Source organism: Bosea sp. 685, from assembly GCF_031884435.1.
GTDB lineage: Bacteria > Pseudomonadota > Alphaproteobacteria > Rhizobiales > Beijerinckiaceae > Allobosea.
The window spans coordinates 4,598,097-4,613,343 of the sequence record NZ_CP134779.1; the positions used below are offsets into that span (position 1 = coordinate 4,598,097).

Genomic DNA, 15,247 nt, shown 5'->3' on the forward strand with positions numbered 1-15,247 from the left:
GCCAGGCTTCGGCAAGCGGTCCTCACACCGGCTGCCCGGCGCTTTTCGCACGGCCGTCCCGCGGAGCGGCACGGCGCTTGCGGGCTACGCGCCGGTCCAGTGCGGCGGCCTCGGCCTGGCGCTCGTAACGCACGCCGGTGAAGAACAGGATCATCGCCGGCCCGCGAGCCGGAGAGTTCTCCTGCGAGGTCGCCGCCGCCTTGGCACGAGACGCAAGCTTGGGACGAGACGCGAACGAAATGACATCGGCCATTGTGACGCGCCTCCTTGTCTGGCGCCTTGAGCTTTTGGAAACGAAAGCGGGCTCTCTTGCGGAAAACCGATTCCCCGCCTTAGCACCCGCTCCGGATCGCGGTTGTCAGCAGGGCTTCGAGCCATACGGGGCAGAACCCGCATCGACGCTTAGGCCCTCCTGTCCGCATCAGGCCTCGACATGGTTAACACCCCCTTAATGCCTCGTGGCTTAGGATGGCGAGACCATCGAAATTCCGCACAGAGTTCCCTTCATGCCCTCGCGTATCTCCTCCGAACTTGCCCAGCTCGCTCGCCTTGCGCGCGATGGCGGGCTCGATCTCAGCCAGGTTTCGCTGCGGGTGAAGGCCGATCTGCTGATGTCCTCGCCCAATCCGCCGCAGGAGGATCTCGACGCCTTCCGCGAGATGGGGGAGGCTCTGATTCCCGCCATAGACGACGCCACGGCCGTGATCCTGGCGCGCAAGCTGGCCGGTTGGCGTTACGCGCCTGCATCCGTTCTGCAGGCCCTGAAGTCGCGCGGCGGCGCGGTCATCGTTGCGCTCCTGCGCCATGGCATGCCGCTCCCGGTCACGGAAATCGAGGCCCTGGCGGAACAGGGCGATGACGAGATCGCGCTCGCCGTCGCGGAGCGCGCGGATCTGACCGCGACGGCGGCCCTGATCCTGGCGGATCGCGACATGCGCCCGGTCGATCTGGCGCTGATCAACAATGCGGCCTCGCCCCTGCCCCGCATGGTCCTCGACCTGTTGCTCGAGCGCTCGCGCACCGAGCCCTCCTACGCCCAGCTCCTGCTGGCGCGGCCCGATATCGCCAGCGCGGATCTGGCGCCGCTTTATCTGCAGGCCGGCTCTCAACGGAAAACCGCGATCATCGAATCGCTGACGGCGCTGGATTCCTTCGCCCCGGCGGAGCGGCGGGCGCAGCTCGCGCCGGACCTCTTCGCCGGCTGGCTCGCCACGGCCAGCAACGACTCCACCGGCGCATTCGGCGCGATCGCGAGCTATGTCGGCGGTGGGCAGGCCCTGGCGGAAGCGATGGCCGCCGACACATCGCGCGATCTCGCGGCGCTGGCGTTGACGGCGGCCGGGGCGAGCGTGGAGGACGCGACGCGCTTCATGATCAGGCTCGGCGACGAAGCGGCCCATTCTGTCGACCGGATCTTCGCCCTCGTCGCCCTGATGCGCCTGGTGAGGCCAGCCGTGGCGCTCAGGATCGTCATGCAGGTTGCGGGCGTGCGTACGCCGGTCGTCATCCGCAAGGGCCGGCACCAGCCAGCGATGGATCCGAGCAACTCGCCAAATCGCAGTGGCGCCGCCAAGCCGGAGAGCCAGACGCTCATCTCCGATGTCATGCGCAAGCTCGGCCTGCGGCGCGAGAACGGCTGAGCGGCAGGCTAGAGCAACTTCCGATCTCGTCGGATCGTTCAATTGCTCTAGCCCCTTGCTTAAACGCGTTTTCTTCACGCGAACCGGTGTCCACTTCGCTCGAAAACGCTCAAAGAGCATTGCGCGAAAAAGTGGGTACCGGTTTTTCGTGGAGAGCAATGCTCAGAACTTTTGGAATCGATCAGGCCTCGACGAGATCGAGCCTGGGGTCACCCTGCCGGTTCTCGATCTCGACCAGCCAGAGATCGGAATCGAAGCGCCGCTCGCGGGCGACGCGCTCCTCGATCGAGGCCGGATCCGAATCGAGGATGAGCTGGAAGCGCCGGTTACCCTCGTCATCAGCTAGCGATTGCGGCGCGGGGCCGTAGAGCGCCGCCGTACCGTCGAGGCGATCGAGCTTGACGAAAATCGCGCCGGCCTCGCTCGCGCCGCGCCGGCGCAACACCGCGATCAGCCCGTCATGCGCCGCCTGGCGCAGATAGGCCGAGACCCAGAAATCGCTCGTGAGGCGCGCCATGACCGAAATCCCCGAATGGATGTCCGTCCCGGCTAGAGCGCCTTTGCGACCCTGTCCAGCCGCGCGGCAATCGCGAAGGCTCAGCGCTGCGAGGGTTTGGCGCCGCGAATATCGGCCGGCGGGCGAATATCCCCGCCATTGATCAGATCGGCGATCGGATCGCGCACCGCGGCGCTGCGGGTCACCGGCGCGGGCGCAGGGGCAGCAGCGGCCGGGGCCGTGCGCGGCACGTTGGTAACGGCGGCAGGCGGCCTGGGCTGCGTGGTCTCGCGGATGAGCTGCGTCAGATCGCTCGGACGGGCCGGCGGGACGAAGCCCTGCGTCGAGACCTGGGCCGACGCGGGCTGGGCGGCGGGCGTCACAGCCGCTGCGGGCGTCTCCGTGCGGCGCTCGACCGAGCGCGCATAGGGTCCCTGCAGCGGAGCCGACAGGATCGGAGCGGGGTGGCGCACCTTCTGCATCAGCATCGCATTGGCCAGGATCGCGGCTGCGACCGCGGTGAAAACCAGCAGCACGAAGGCGCGGCCCGGGCGGCGGCCTACGGCCCGCCAGATCCGCGACAGCCAGGGAGCCTTGCGGCGCGGCGGCGCGGCGCGTTTTATCGGCGCGGTCAGAGTGGAACCGGAGCGGGCGCGGGCGGCAATCGTGGCGGACATGCTTGGCTCTTGATCAGGCGGTCAGACGGACGGGTTCTTTGGATTCGAGGCCGCGGCGCGGGGCGCGGGCGAAGGTGGTGATCTTGACCGGCAGGGAGCTTGCCGCGACGCCGCCGACCGGCAGCCTGACGGCGACGCGCGTGCCGATGCCCGGCGCGCTCTCGATCGTCAGCTTGCCGCCATGGAGGCCGACAAGGCCGCGCACGACGGAGAGGCCGAGCCCCGTGCCCTCGTAATTGCGATCATAGCTGCCGCCCGCCTGGAAAAAGGGGTCGCCCAGCTTGGGCAGGTCGGCGGCGGCGATGCCGATCCCGGTATCGGCAACCGAAAGGTCGATCATATCGCCGTCGCGAACGACCGCGAGCACGACGCGGCCATTGACGGGCGTGAACTTCACCGCATTGGAGAGCAGGTTGATCATGACCTGCTTCAAGGCGCGGCGATCGCCCAGAACCGGCGGCAGGTCAGGCCCAAGCACCCGCTCCAGCGAGACCTGGCTCGCCTCGGCGCGCAGCGCCATCAGCGCACAGCAATCCTGGGCCACGGCGGCGATGTCGATCGGCTCCTGCTCGATCGTCATCGCGCCGCTCTCGATTTTGGAGATATCGAGCAAGGTGTTGACGACATCGAGCAGGTGATGCCCCGAGCCGTGGATGATCTTGGCGTATTCCTGGCGCTTCTCGGCGTCGAGCCACTCCTGCGCATCATTGCTCAGCATCTCGGAGAAACCGATGATGGCGTTCAGCGGCGTGCGCAGTTCATGGCTGACGGTCGCGAGGAACTGGCCCTTGACGTCGCTGGCCTTCAAGGCCTCGGCGTGACCACGGGCGCGCTCCTCTTCCAGCGCCTGGCGGGCCGTGATGTCGCGCATCACGCAGACCACGGCCACGCCGTCCCTGGCGCCGGCGTCCTCGATCCGGTGTGCGCGCATCTCCAGCCAGAGCGAGACCGGCGCCCGGGCGTCGGCATCGCCGCTGCGCGGCACGAAGAGCGTCCGGAAGCAGGCGGTGGCCGCGCCACCACCATGAGCCGCGTCGCTCAGCGCCTTGAGGAAGAGCGGCCGGTCGGCGATGTGCACCCGCTCGAACAGGCCGCGCCCGCGCAGATCCTGCGGATCGGCTCCGGCGAGCGCCTTGGCCGCGGCATTGGCGAACAGGACGGAGCCGCCGGCATCGTGCCAGGTGACGAGATCGCCGACATTGTCGAGCAGCAGCTGGGCGCGCGCATCGGAAGCGCGATGCTCGCGCAATTCGTCGTCACGCCGGCGCAGGAAGCCGACAGCGACCACCATCGCGTACAGGATCGCGATCATGACGAAGGTCGGCATCATGCCCGAGGTCCAGGGCGCCGGCGTCGCGAAGGCGCCGAGCTGCTGCAAGATCACGACGCTGCCGAGCGCGATGGCGGCGATGACGCTGGCGCGCGCCACATAAGGCCGCGAGCCGAAGAACATCGCCTCGGTCGGCACGGCCGCCAGCCAGAGCAGCAAGGGCGACCCCGCACCGCCTGTCATCCCGGCAAGCGCGGCGATGAACAACGCCAGCGCGCTGGCCGAGATGCAATGGGCTATGTCGAGCCGGCCGCTGCGCGAGAGCGTGACCACCGCGATGAGCGGCAAGGCGGCGGCGATCATGATGAGAGCTTCGAGCGTGCCCAGGGTTCCGCGCCAGGCGAGATAGGCCGGCGCCAGGCCGAGCGCGACGGCACCGACCATGAGGCGCGTCAGAATGAAGCGCTCATGCCGCATGCGCTCGAGCGAATTCGGCAGCACCGATGCGTGCACCAACGCCGCCACCTGTGTCCTGATCGCAGACATCGTCATGAGAAACCGCAAACGCCTGACCTTCTGAGGGCTGGTTCGCCCTGTTGCAGCGATCCTCGCCATTGCCGGTTTAAGCGGGGCTTAAGGCCACTGCGCAGCGAGACTGGCCCGGCGCCGCCGATTAGCGAATAATTCGATTGATTTCAGCGCCTTGCGCAAAATCAGAAAGCTGCGCCGCGCGGTGACGATGTTACTGGCAGGGTGAACGGAAACTGAAGATCGCATCGCGCATTTGCTTCAAATGCGCGGCTTCGGGATGACGCGATCTTTCGGGTTCGCAGGCTATGGTGTCGGCGGGTTCGGGAGAGATGCGGGAACGGGGACGCAGCATGGCCTATATTCTGCGCAGCCTGGCGGTGATCGGCGTGATCGCGCTGAACTCGCCTGTCCATGACGGGAAGTCGATGGCGAGCAGCGCCGTCGATGCGGCGCGCGGCGTCGCGAAATCCGCAGCCCGGATCGACAGCCACGGCGCCATGCAAAGCCTCACGGCCGCCCGCGAGGCCGCGCAGATCCTCGCCGGGCTCGATCCGGACACGCGCCAGCGCGTCCTGTCGCTCGCGCTGCCGGGAGCCACCGCCCGCCCCGGAGCCTCCGAGCAGGACCGCAAGGCCAGCTCGCGGTAGATAAGGCCTCTCGCGTTAAGATCGGCGGACATAGAGCTCCCGCGGCACGCCGACGCTTGACGAGGCAGGGAGACGCGCCGAAGACGCTGTCTGCCATGGTCCTGGACGACGGGAGCCGGCATCCTCATTGCGCAGCGTGGACATGAGCAGCAACCTCGACGAGATCATCGCCAATTTCGAACTGCTCGATGATTGGGATGACCGCTATCGCTATCTGATCGAACTCGGCAAAGGCCTGACGCCCTTGCCCGAGGCGGACCATAACGACGCCAACAAGGTCCGCGGCTGCGCCAGCCAGGTCTGGCTCGCAATGCGGCGCGAGGGATCGGCCGGCCCCGACAGCGTGCTGCATTTCAGCGGCGACAGTGACGCGCATATCGTGCGCGGACTGGTGGCGCTGGCGCTCGCCATCCATTCGGGCCGGACCGCGCGGGAGATCCTCGCGACCGACGCCTTCGCCATCTACGAACGCCTGGGCCTTGCCGCCCATCTCACGCCGCAGCGCTCGAATGGCGTCCGCGCCATGATGGAGCGCATCAAGGCCGACGCGCGCGCCACCGCCCAGGGCTGACCTTCACAAGGCTGATCTGCAGAAGGCTGATCTGCAGAAGGCTGAGCTTCAGAAGGCTGAGCTTCAGAAGGCTGAACCTGCAGCCTCACGGCAGAACGGGCCGGTCGATGATTTGCCGCAGGGCAAAGCTCGATTGAATTCGCGCGACATGCGGCAGTCGAGAGAGCTGGGATTTATGCACATTCTCGAAATCTTCGACATCGCTCGCAACGACTGTCAGCAGATAGTCGTCGGCACCCGACATTAGAAAACACCGGAGCACGGACGGGCAGCGTGCCACCGCCTTCTCGAAAGCGGCGAGCGCCTCTTCGCTTTGACTGTCCAAAGCGAGCCGGACGATGACCGTGACCCCGAGTCCGAGAGCCTTTTGACTGAGGCGGGCGTGATAGCCGACAATGACTCCCTCGTCTTCGAGCGTGCGCTGCCTCCGCGCAACAGCCGTCGCCGACAACCCGATCGTCTCAGCAAGCTTGACATGACTCGTCCGACCATCTCGGACGAGCTCCTTCAGCAACGCGCGGGAGAGATGATCGAGGGGCATGAGATTCTGGACCTGAAGTGCAGCTCTGCGCAGGAAAGCAACAGCTTTCGCTCATGCTACGCCGTTATCACGCGCTGCCTACTGAAAAATCGACGCATAACGCAGGAAATGCCGTGACGAAGCGCGATATGCTGAACCCATAAACCAATGGGAGGGGTGCTATGCGTGTCGGCGTTCCGAAAGAAATCAAGGTTCATGAATACCGCGTCGGGCTGACGCCCGAAGCCGTGCGAGAATACATATCCGCCGGCCACGCGGTGATCATCGAGACGGGAGCGGGGGCTGGCATTTCGGCGTCAGACGCTGCCTACGAGGCCGCCGGCGCGCGCATCGTGGCGAGCGCGGCCGAGGTGTTTGCCGAGGCCGACATGATCGTGAAGGTCAAGGAGCCGCAGCCGGGCGAATGGGCGCAGTTGCGAGAAGGCCAGATCCTGTTCACCTACCTGCATCTCGCTCCCGATCCAGCGCAGGCCGCCGGTCTGGCAGAATCCGGCGTTACCGCCATAGCCTATGAGACCGTCACGGACCGCTTCGGCGGCCTGCCTCTTCTTGCGCCGATGAGCGAAGTTGCCGGGCGGCTCGCGATCGAGGCTGCTGCGGTTTCTCTCAAGCGCCATGCCGGAGGACGTGGCATGTTGATTGGCGGCGTGCCCGGCGTGCCCCCGGCGCGCGTCATCGTGATCGGAGGCGGCGTCGTGGGAACGCATGCTGCGCGTATGGCGGCAGGCCTCGGTGCGGACGTGGTGATCCTGGATCGGTCGCTTCCGCGCTTGCGGCAACTCGACGAATTGTTCGGCGGTCGGGTGCGCACGCGCTTCTCGACGCTCGACGCGATCGAGACGGAGATATTCGCCGCCGACGTTGTCATCGGGGCCGTGCTCATCCCGGGTGCCGCGGCGCCGAGGCTCGTGTCGCGAGCACAATTGTCGGGCATGAAGCGCGGCGCGGTGCTCGTCGACGTCGCGATCGACCAAGGCGGTTGCTTCGAGACATCGCACGCGACCACCCATGCCGATCCGACCTATGAGGTCGACGGCGTGATCCACTATTGCGTCGCCAACATGCCGGGGGCCGTTCCGCTCACCTCGAGCTACGCCCTGAACAACGCCACTCTCCCATTCGGGCTCGCCCTGGCCTCGAAAGGCCTCGATGCCATTCGCAGCGATCCTCACCTGGCGGCCGGCCTCAATGTCCATCGCGGGGACATCACGAATGCTCCGGTCGCGGCGAGCCTTCAGAAGCCCTACAGGTCGGCAGAAGAGGTTTTGGCTGGGTAGGAGCGAGCGAGCGCGACGCGCCCTTCGCCGGCGAGGACTTCCGGTGGGCACGCGACTATCGCGAGGATGGCGTTTCGTCGATATGAGCATCCGATGGAATGCTATGCCTTCGCGGCGGCGGTCAATGTCGTGGTCAGTCATGACATGGACCCCTACAGCCGGGTCCTTGAGTGCCGCCTCGAAACCGACAACGACCGCAGCCCGGCCGCCTGAGCGGTCCCCTCCCGCGACAGGAGCACCGGCACCCTCATGCCGAGCTATCCCGACACCTTCTATGCCCGTACCCTTGCAACGAGGCACGACCGGCCTCCCCTGCGCGGAGCTGTCGAGGTCGAGACCTGTATCGTCGGCGGTGGGCTGGCCGGGCTGACCTGCGCGTACGAGCTCGCCCGCGCAGGGCGTTCGGTCGCGGTGCTGGAGGCGCAAGCCGTCGGCTGGGGCGCGTCGGGGCGCAATGGCGGCTTCGTCGGCACGGGCTATTCGCGCGGCTACGCCTCGATCGCCGGTGCCATCGGCGAGGACAAGGCCCGCGCCCTGCACAGGCTTTCGATCGAGGGCATGCGCATCGTCGCCGACACGATCCGTGACCTTCGCGTAACGGACAGCGTCGCCCCCTTCCGGGCAAGATCGCCGCCGTACGCTACGACAGTGGCGACAGACTGCAGCGGACTGCAGAGCGGCTGGCGCGCGACTTCGGCTACGACGTGGAATTCTGGCCCCGGGAACAGGTTCGCGAGGTGCTGCGCTCGCCGAGCTATCATCAGGCGCTGTTCGATCCCAATTCCTTTCACATCCATCCGCTGAACTACGCCCGCGCACTCGCCGACGCTATCGAGGCGCTGGGCGGGCTGGTCATCGAGGATGCCCGCGTCGTCTCGGCCGATCTGTCGGGTGCGCAGAAGCGTGTCGCCACCGCGGGTGGATCGGTCACAGCGAAGAATGTCGTGATTGCCTGCGGCGGCTACACCGACGGGCTGGTGCCGAAGCTGCGCGCCAGCCATTTGCCGATCGCAACCTATGTGCTGACGACCGAAGCCGCGCCCGATGCGCTGGCGCAGATCATCGGCACGCGCGCCGCCGTCAGCGACGACCGCCGCGCGGGGGATTACTACCGCTTGGTCGAGGACGGGCAGCGCCTGCTCTGGGGCGGGCGCATCACCACCCGGACCAGCGAGCCGCGCGATCTCGCAGCGCTGCTACGCCGGACGATGATCGCGACCTATCCGCAGCTTGCGGAGCTGAAGATCGAGATGGCCTGGTCGGGCCTGATGTCCTATGCGCGGCATCTGATGCCGCAGATCGGCCGGCTCGGGCCCGGTGTCTGGCATTGCATGGGCTTCGGCGGGCACGGCCTCAATACGACGGCAATCGGCGGGCGCGTCGTCGCAGAGGGCATTCTGGACACAAGCGACCGCCACACCCTGTTCGAGCCCTTCGGCCTCGTCTGGAACGGCGGCCCTTTCGGTACGGCCGCTGTCCAGGCAACCTATTGGAGCTATCAGTTCGCCGACTGGTGGCGCGAGCGACGGACGCCCTGAATGTATCCGTTCAGGCTGAACGCCGATGAGGCCTTGTATCGATCGCCAGGGTCGATCCGGCTATTTTCTCGACATATGCCGGCCTCTATGAGCTCACGCCCACGAAGAATCCGCAAGTCATGGCCGAAGACGCCCCCCAAAGAAATCGTCACACGGTTCATCAATCGATCCGCATCGCCGCAGCCCCTGGGAAGGTCTGGGCTGCCCTGGTAGCTTCCTGGGCCGGGGAGACATGGCGCAACGCCGACTTCGAGACCGACTGGCAAATCGGCAGCCCGATCGCGATAACGGCGAGGATCGGGGAAAAGCGCTACAGGGACAAAGGGCGCGTCACCCGCGTCGAGCCATACGACCTGCTGCAATACGCCTATTGGTCACGCATCTCCGGCCTTCCGGATGTTCGGTCATCCTACTCCACGGTCACGTTCAAGATCGTGCCGGAAGGCGACCAGGTTCTGCTCGAGGTCGAGCAGGACGTGCCGCCGTCGCCGCTTCGTCATGGCAAGGACTGGTCCATCGGGCCTGAATCGGGTTTCAGGCATGTCGAGTTCTATTGGCGCTCGACATTGCCGATCTTGAAACGCGTCGTGGAACAAGGCGCTGCAATATAACTCCCATCTTCACCGCGCTCGCCTCGCCAATGCCGGCATGCAAAAGGCCGCCGGCAAGCCGGCGGCCTTCTGAATTCCTGGGCGAGCGCCATGCGCCTGCGGGCAACCGGCCCGCTGCCGTGTGTCGTCTCAGCAGCGCTTGCGTCTCAGCGGCGCTTGCGGCGCTGCTGGCCGAGGCCCATCTTCTTGGCGAGCTGCGAGCGCGCTTCAGCGTAGTTGGGGGCGACCATCGGATAATCGGGCGGCAAGCCCCACTTCTCGCGGTACTGCTCCGGGGACATATTGTATTGCGTCCGCAGATGCCGCTTCAGCGACTTGAACTTCTTTCCGTCCTCAAGGCAGATCAGATAATCGGCCGTGATCGACTTCTTGACCGGAATCGCGGGCTTGGGCGCCTCGGCCGGCAAGACCGGAGCGGCACCGCCAACAACGCGGCTCAGCGCAGCATGCACATCACTGATCAGAGCAGGCAATTCGGACACAGGAACAGAATTGTTCGAGACATAGGCCGATACGATATCAGCCGTCAGTTCGATGAAATCCGAACCGTCATTATCAGTCATGGTAGCATCACTCCTTATATGTTCTTGGACCAAGGCCTTGCCTGATCGCCCACGCCGGTCAAGGCGCTGATGCCTACGCTGACAATGGCCGGTGGTTGGTCAAGAACCTGCAGCCATGGAATCATCACAAGCGGAACGATCAGATAGTCATGTAGTCGATACTCAACGACACCGCAAGTGAATGAGGCAGCGCGAATACGATCGCAGGCAAGCAATATCGCAGAAGGCCTAAATGCAGTGCCGCTCGGCACTGTGCAGGCACGTGCATTAGCGCTCGTCATGGTTGTCTTGTCAGATATGACAACCATCTCTACCAGTCATCGGCGACAGGGGATCATGGTGCCTTCAATGAGCGCAGCGAAATATTCAGAAAACATTTTAACGTCTTCGTCGCGACGGGGAATCATGCCTCCGCGAGCCGAGATCCGTACGCAGACGAAGACCGTCCACGGCGTGGAACTTCGCGACGACTATGGCTGGCTGCGCGCCTCCAATTGGAAAGATGTGCTGCGTGATCCCGACGCGCTGCCGAAGGACATTCGAGACTATCTCGAAGCCGAAAACAGCTATTGCAAGACGCAGATGGCCCCGACGCGCCCGCTGCAGCGCGCGCTCGTCAAGGAAATGCGCGGGCGGATCAAGGAAGACGACGCCAGCGTGCCGCAGCCTGACGGCCCGTTCCTGTATTATTCGCGCTACCGCAAGGGCGGCGAACACCCGCTGATCTGCCGCAAGCCTAGAACGGGCAAGGATGACGCTGGAAAGGAAGACTTGGGCAAAGGCAACGGCGGAAACCGCCGCGAGCAGATCATGCTCGACGCCGATGCCCTCTCCGATGGCAAGGATTTCTTCGATCTCGGCGACGCCAGCCACAGCCCCGACCACAGCCTCCTCGCCTGGAGCGCCGACGAAGCCGGCTCGGAGCTGCACAGCATCCGGGTCCGCGATCTCACTACGGGCCAGGACCTGGAAGACCGTATTGACGATACAACCGGAGAGATGGTCTGGGCGCGCGATTCACGCGCCTTCGCCTATGTCCGGCTCGATGCCGACCACAGGCCGTCCAAGGTCTTCCGGCACCGTCTTGGAACGGATCCTGCGAGCGATGAACTCCTGCATGACGAAAGCGATGCCGGCATGTTCGTCGACATCGACGAAACCCAGTCGGGCCGCTTCCTGCTGATCTCGATCGGCGATCACGAGACCTCGGAGATCCGGGTCGTCGATCTCGCTTTGCCCGATTCACGGCCGGTGACGATCGCCCCGCGCCAGCTCGGCCGCCAGTACAGCGTCGAGCATCACGGCGACGCGTTCCTGATCCTGACCAATACTGACGGCGCCGAGGACTTCAAGATCGTCACCGCCCCCTCGCCTCGCCTGGGCCCGAGCAGTGGCGCGATCTCGTGCCGCACCGGCAGGGAACGCTGATCCTCAGCCATCTCTGCCTCGCGGGCCGATTGATCCGGCTCGAGCGCGAGGAGGGCCTGCCGCGCATCGTGATCCGCGATCTCGCCAGCGGCAGCGAGAGCCAGATCGCCTTCGATGAGGAGGCCTATGGCCTGGGCCTCGACGCCGGGTATGAATTCGAGACCGACAGCCTGCGCTTCATCTACGCCTCGATGGCGCGGCCGGCCGAGACCTATGATTACGACATGGCGACCGGAGAGCGCAGCCTGCTGAAACGCCAGGAGGTGCCGTCCGGCCATGACCCGGCGGCCTATCGCGTGCGCCGCATCTTCGCGACGGCCAAAGACGGCGCCAAGGTGCCGATCTCACTGCTGCATCGGGCGGATATGAGGCTCGACGGCTCGGCGCCCTGCCTGCTCTACGGCTATGGCTCCTATGGCTCGGCGATGTCGGCCTCGTTCCGGACGCGGCCCCTGAGCCTGGTCGATCGCGGCTTCGTCTACGCCATCGCCCATGTCCGCGGCGGCACCGACAAGGGCTGGCGCTGGTATCTCGACGGCAAGCGCGACAAGAAGACCAACACCTTCACCGATTTCATCGCCGCAGCCGAGGCGCTCACCGAGGCGGGCTTCACGGCGCACGGGCGCATCGTGGCGCAGGGCGGCAGCGCCGGCGGAATGCTGATGGGCGCCGTCGCCAACATGGCTCCGAGCCTCTTCGCCGGCATCCTCGCCGAGGTGCCTTTCGTCGACGTGCTCAACACGATCCTCGACGACACCTTGCCGCTGACCCCGCCGGAATGGCCGGAATGGGGCGATCCGATCCGTGATGTCGCAGCCTTCGAAACAATCCGCAGCTACTCGCCCTATGACAACGTCAAGGCCCAGGTCTATCCGCCGATCCTGGCGATGGGCGGCCTCACCGATCCGCGCGTGACCTATTGGGAGCCGGCGAAATGGGTGGCGCGGCTGCGCGCGACCATGACGGGCGGTGGCCCGGTGATGCTGCACACCAATATGGAGGCCGGCCATGGCGGCTCGGCCGGGCGCTTCGATTCCCTGAAGGAAACCGCCCTCTCCTATGCCTTCGCGATCCAGGCCGTCGGAGAAGCTTGGCCCAAGGCGGGTGGGCAAGAGGCGGGAGATCCAGAGGCCTGATCAGACGCCGAGGCGGCTCTTCTCGCTGGCGAGATAGATCTTCAGCTCGTCCATCGAGGCGAAGTTGTAGTCGCCATCGGGCGTGCGCGCCTTGATCGAGCCATCGGCGAAGATGGTGAAATGCGCGTCGCCGACCTGATAGGCGCCGACGATGCCCTCCTCCGAGGCCGCCGGCGGCGCGGCGGCGGAAGCCTCCTCCTCGGGAGCTTCCTCGCCGGGAGCGTCCTGGCCGGGAGCTTCCTGGCTGGGCCTGACTGATGCGGCATTATCTTCGCCGGCCTCGTCTTCGGGCGCCTCGCTCGCCGCGGCCGGCTCGGCCCCGTGCTCATGCTCTTGCGCCGGCACGTCGACACCATGCGTCACAGGCGGCCATGGCGGCAGCTCGGCCTCGATCTGCGGCGCCTCGGCCGGAGTCGGGGCTAAATCATGCGCATCATCATGGCCCTGCGCATCGCCATCATCGGGGAACCAGGAATCGTGCTTTCGCGAGGGTGGTGCCATCCAAGCCGCGGCGGATTCGATCGCTTCGGGATCGCGAACTGCCGATAGCGGGGTCTGCGTCTCGGCCGGTGCGGAGCCCGCGTCAGGCTCGCCGAGCTGCAGGCGCTTGGACAGGCTGTCACGCAAGGCGCCGAACTCGTCATCGAGCCCGGTCATGCTCGAAGCGGCGGATTCGTGGGATCGCGGCTCTGGCTCCGGCCAATGCAGCAACTCCTCGAAAGAGCTTTCGAGATCGCTCTGCGCGGAACCGTGCGGCTCGGCCTCGGTCTCGATCGAGGCCTTGGCCTGCAATGGCTCGGCTGCAGCTTCAGCGGTCGTTTCGGCCTTGTCCGCATCCGCCGCCTCGGGAGCAGGCTCCTTTGCTTCCTCCTCAGCCGCCACGGGTTCCGCTTCCGACGGCTCGGCCGCTTTCGGCGCGTCAAATGGAGCCAAGCTTGCAGCCTCTGCCGCCGCCGACGACGACGCTGCCTCATGCGCCAGCAGCTCGCCGAAGAAATCAGGCTCATACTCGGCGACCGGCTCCGCTTCAGGCGAGACGCCCGACTGCGCCGCGTGCGCCGCGCTGCTGGCGAGAACGGCCGCGCCGGCTCCTGCCGCCAGGCCAAGCCCCGCAACCGCCCCCGCAGCCCCCAGCCCCCGATGTGCAGCGCTTTCAGCGCGAACCGACTCGCCGCCGGCCATCGAAGCGAGTGAGGCCGCCAGCACGGCGTTGGACAGGTTCGTCCTGACGCGGCGGATCTCGACCAGCACATAGGACAGCATGAGCATGAGCAGCCCGGCCGTCGCGGCGATCGCACCGATGATCACCTCCGTGAAACCGCGCTCGAGCACCAGATAGGGCCAGCCGTCGACGATGGCCGCAGCGCCGCCACCGAGGAAAGCAAGGCCCAGCAAGATGAAGATCGTGATCAATGCAGCGTTCCTGACAAGACGGCCAAAATGGCCGACGATGGCACAGGCATTCCAGCCATCTTCTAACACATTGAATAAGAGAGAGTTTCGATAACGCGCCCGGATAGGACGATGAATCGGGCGTCAATGAGGCGCGCCCGTTCTCAAGACATGGCCCAGTCCCCGGCTGAAGCGGTTGCCCATGGCGAGGCGGAGGCTTAACTAACGTATGGAATGGCGGGCCGCTCCACCAAGGCGTCCCGGCTCAAACCGTTCACCGGAAAGCCATTCTCAGTTCAAGCGATTTGACAGCCCAAGGAGAGGCAACAATGTCCTTTACCCTTCCCGATCTGCCCTACGCCCATGACGCGCTCCAGCCCTTCATGTCGAAGGAAACGCTGGAATTCCACCACGACAAGCATCATCTCGCCTATGTCACCAACGGCAACAACGCGATCAAGGGCACCGAATTCGAGGGCAAGTCGCTCGAGGAGATCGTCAAGGCCTCGTTTGGCAAGAACCCGGCCGTGTTCAACAATGCCGGCCAGCACTACAACCACCTGCACTTCTGGAAGTGGATGAAGCCCAATGGCGGCGGCAAGCTGCCGGGCGCGCTGGAGAAGGCGATCGTCGATTCCTTCGGCTCGGTCGAGAAGTTCAAGGAAGACTTCGTCGCCGCCGGCGTCGGCCAGTTCGGCTCGGGCTGGGCCTGGCTGGAAGTGAAGGGCGGCAAGCTCGCCATCTCCAAGACCCCGAACGGCGAGAGCCCGCTGGTCCATGGCGCGACCCCGATCCTGGGCGTCGACGTCTGGGAGCACTCCTACTACATCGACTACCGCAACCGCCGTCCCGACTATCTCAAGGCTTTTCTCGAGAGCCTGGTGAACTGGGACTACGTCGCCGAGCTCTATGACGGCGCCAAGGCCTGA

Annotated in this window: 13 protein-coding genes and 2 pseudogenes; 8 read left to right on the forward strand and 7 right to left on the reverse strand. The window is 65.6% G+C overall.

Going from position 1 to position 15,247, the window contains the following annotated elements:
- Nucleotides 1–22: 22 nt before the first annotated feature.
- The gene (locus RMR04_RS22705) at nt 23–253 is read right to left on the reverse strand and encodes a hypothetical protein (protein ID WP_311910724.1); all 231 of its coding nucleotides are present in this window, start codon (nt 251–253) and stop codon (nt 23–25) included.
- 253 nt (nt 254–506) lie between these two features.
- On the opposite strand from RMR04_RS22705, the gene RMR04_RS22710 reads away from it, so the two are divergent.
- Complete coding sequence (locus tag RMR04_RS22710; RefSeq protein ID WP_311910725.1) at nt 507–1,640, forward strand: hypothetical protein; 1,134 nt, start codon at nt 507–509, stop codon at nt 1,638–1,640.
- A 181-nt stretch (nt 1,641–1,821) separates the two neighbouring features.
- Here RMR04_RS22710 and RMR04_RS22715 read toward each other — a convergent pair whose 3' ends face one another.
- The 3 genes from RMR04_RS22715 to RMR04_RS22725 form a co-directional block, all read right to left on the reverse strand.
- Nucleotides 1,822–2,157, reverse strand: coding sequence for a DUF1491 family protein (locus RMR04_RS22715; RefSeq protein WP_311910726.1), 336 nt, complete (start codon nt 2,155–2,157; stop codon nt 1,822–1,824).
- 80 nt (nt 2,158–2,237) lie between these two features.
- Entirely contained in the window at nt 2,238–2,813 is a 576-nt protein-coding gene (locus RMR04_RS22720) for a hypothetical protein (RefSeq protein WP_311910727.1), read from the reverse strand.
- A 13-nt stretch (nt 2,814–2,826) separates the two neighbouring features.
- Nucleotides 2,827–4,635 (reverse strand): sensor histidine kinase, encoded by a 1,809-nt coding sequence (locus RMR04_RS22725; RefSeq protein ID WP_311910728.1) that lies wholly within the window; start codon nt 4,633–4,635, stop codon nt 2,827–2,829.
- Between the two features lie 329 nt (nt 4,636–4,964).
- Between RMR04_RS22725 and RMR04_RS22730 the strand changes: the two genes are divergently transcribed.
- The gene (locus RMR04_RS22730) at nt 4,965–5,261 is read left to right on the forward strand and encodes a hypothetical protein (protein WP_311910729.1); all 297 of its coding nucleotides are present in this window, start codon (nt 4,965–4,967) and stop codon (nt 5,259–5,261) included.
- A gap of 142 nt (nt 5,262–5,403) precedes the next feature.
- On the forward strand, nt 5,404–5,832 hold the full coding sequence (locus tag RMR04_RS22735) for a SufE family protein (RefSeq protein ID WP_311910730.1): 429 nt from the start codon (nt 5,404–5,406) through the stop codon (nt 5,830–5,832).
- An 85-nt stretch (nt 5,833–5,917) separates the two neighbouring features.
- Here the strand turns inward: RMR04_RS22735 and RMR04_RS22740 are convergent, their stop codons facing one another.
- Nucleotides 5,918–6,373: an Lrp/AsnC family transcriptional regulator gene (locus tag RMR04_RS22740; protein WP_311910732.1), complete on the reverse strand. Its 456-nt coding sequence runs from the start codon at nt 6,371–6,373 to the stop codon at nt 5,918–5,920.
- 161 nt (nt 6,374–6,534) lie between these two features.
- Here RMR04_RS22740 and ald point away from each other — a divergent pair, with 161 nt between their 5' ends.
- The 3 genes and pseudogenes from ald to RMR04_RS22755 all read left to right on the forward strand — a co-directional run bounded on the left by ald (nt 6,535) and on the right by RMR04_RS22755 (nt 9,799).
- Nucleotides 6,535–7,650: an alanine dehydrogenase gene (ald, locus tag RMR04_RS22745; protein ID WP_311910733.1), complete on the forward strand. Its 1,116-nt coding sequence runs from the start codon at nt 6,535–6,537 to the stop codon at nt 7,648–7,650.
- 249 nt (nt 7,651–7,899) lie between these two features.
- A pseudogene (locus tag RMR04_RS22750) lies at nt 7,900–9,188 on the forward strand (NAD(P)/FAD-dependent oxidoreductase).
- A gap of 119 nt (nt 9,189–9,307) precedes the next feature.
- Nucleotides 9,308–9,799 carry an SRPBCC family protein gene (locus RMR04_RS22755; protein ID WP_311910734.1) on the forward strand — a complete coding sequence of 164 codons (492 nt, stop codon included), beginning with the start codon at nt 9,308–9,310 and terminating at the stop codon, nt 9,797–9,799.
- A gap of 146 nt (nt 9,800–9,945) precedes the next feature.
- Here RMR04_RS22755 and RMR04_RS22760 read toward each other — a convergent pair whose 3' ends face one another.
- On the reverse strand, nt 9,946–10,362 hold the full coding sequence (locus RMR04_RS22760) for a Ros/MucR family transcriptional regulator (RefSeq protein ID WP_069690235.1): 417 nt from the start codon (nt 10,360–10,362) through the stop codon (nt 9,946–9,948).
- A 405-nt stretch (nt 10,363–10,767) separates the two neighbouring features.
- Between RMR04_RS22760 and RMR04_RS22765 the strand changes: the two are divergent.
- Nucleotides 10,768–12,926 (forward strand): annotated as a pseudogene (locus RMR04_RS22765) (S9 family peptidase).
- Here RMR04_RS22765 and RMR04_RS22770 read toward each other — a convergent pair.
- Nucleotides 12,927–14,339 carry a hypothetical protein gene (locus RMR04_RS22770; RefSeq protein WP_311910735.1) on the reverse strand — a complete coding sequence of 471 codons (1,413 nt, stop codon included), beginning with the start codon at nt 14,337–14,339 and terminating at the stop codon, nt 12,927–12,929.
- A gap of 308 nt (nt 14,340–14,647) precedes the next feature.
- Between RMR04_RS22770 and RMR04_RS22775 the strand changes: the two genes are divergently transcribed.
- Nucleotides 14,648–15,247 carry a superoxide dismutase gene (locus RMR04_RS22775; RefSeq protein WP_069690232.1) on the forward strand — a complete coding sequence of 200 codons (600 nt, stop codon included), beginning with the start codon at nt 14,648–14,650 and terminating at the stop codon, nt 15,245–15,247.

Coding starts and splice junctions, on each gene's coding strand:
- RMR04_RS22725 (WP_311910728.1), bottom strand. CDS start 4,635: ATGACGATGTCTGCGATCAGGACACAGGTGGCGGCGTTGGTGCACGCA.
- ald (WP_311910733.1), top strand. CDS start 6,535: ATGCGTGTCGGCGTTCCGAAAGAAATCAAGGTTCATGAATACCGCGTC.
- RMR04_RS22755 (WP_311910734.1), top strand. CDS start 9,308: ATGGCCGAAGACGCCCCCCAAAGAAATCGTCACACGGTTCATCAATCG.
- RMR04_RS22710 (WP_311910725.1), top strand. CDS start 507: ATGCCCTCGCGTATCTCCTCCGAACTTGCCCAGCTCGCTCGCCTTGCG.
- RMR04_RS22730 (WP_311910729.1), top strand. CDS start 4,965: ATGGCCTATATTCTGCGCAGCCTGGCGGTGATCGGCGTGATCGCGCTG.
- RMR04_RS22715 (WP_311910726.1), bottom strand. CDS start 2,157: ATGGCGCGCCTCACGAGCGATTTCTGGGTCTCGGCCTATCTGCGCCAG.
- RMR04_RS22735 (WP_311910730.1), top strand. CDS start 5,404: ATGAGCAGCAACCTCGACGAGATCATCGCCAATTTCGAACTGCTCGAT.
- RMR04_RS22740 (WP_311910732.1), bottom strand. CDS start 6,373: ATGCCCCTCGATCATCTCTCCCGCGCGTTGCTGAAGGAGCTCGTCCGA.
- RMR04_RS22760 (WP_069690235.1), bottom strand. CDS start 10,362: ATGACTGATAATGACGGTTCGGATTTCATCGAACTGACGGCTGATATC.
- RMR04_RS22705 (WP_311910724.1), bottom strand. CDS start 253: ATGGCCGATGTCATTTCGTTCGCGTCTCGTCCCAAGCTTGCGTCTCGT.
- RMR04_RS22775 (WP_069690232.1), top strand. CDS start 14,648: ATGTCCTTTACCCTTCCCGATCTGCCCTACGCCCATGACGCGCTCCAG.
- RMR04_RS22720 (WP_311910727.1), bottom strand. CDS start 2,813: ATGTCCGCCACGATTGCCGCCCGCGCCCGCTCCGGTTCCACTCTGACC.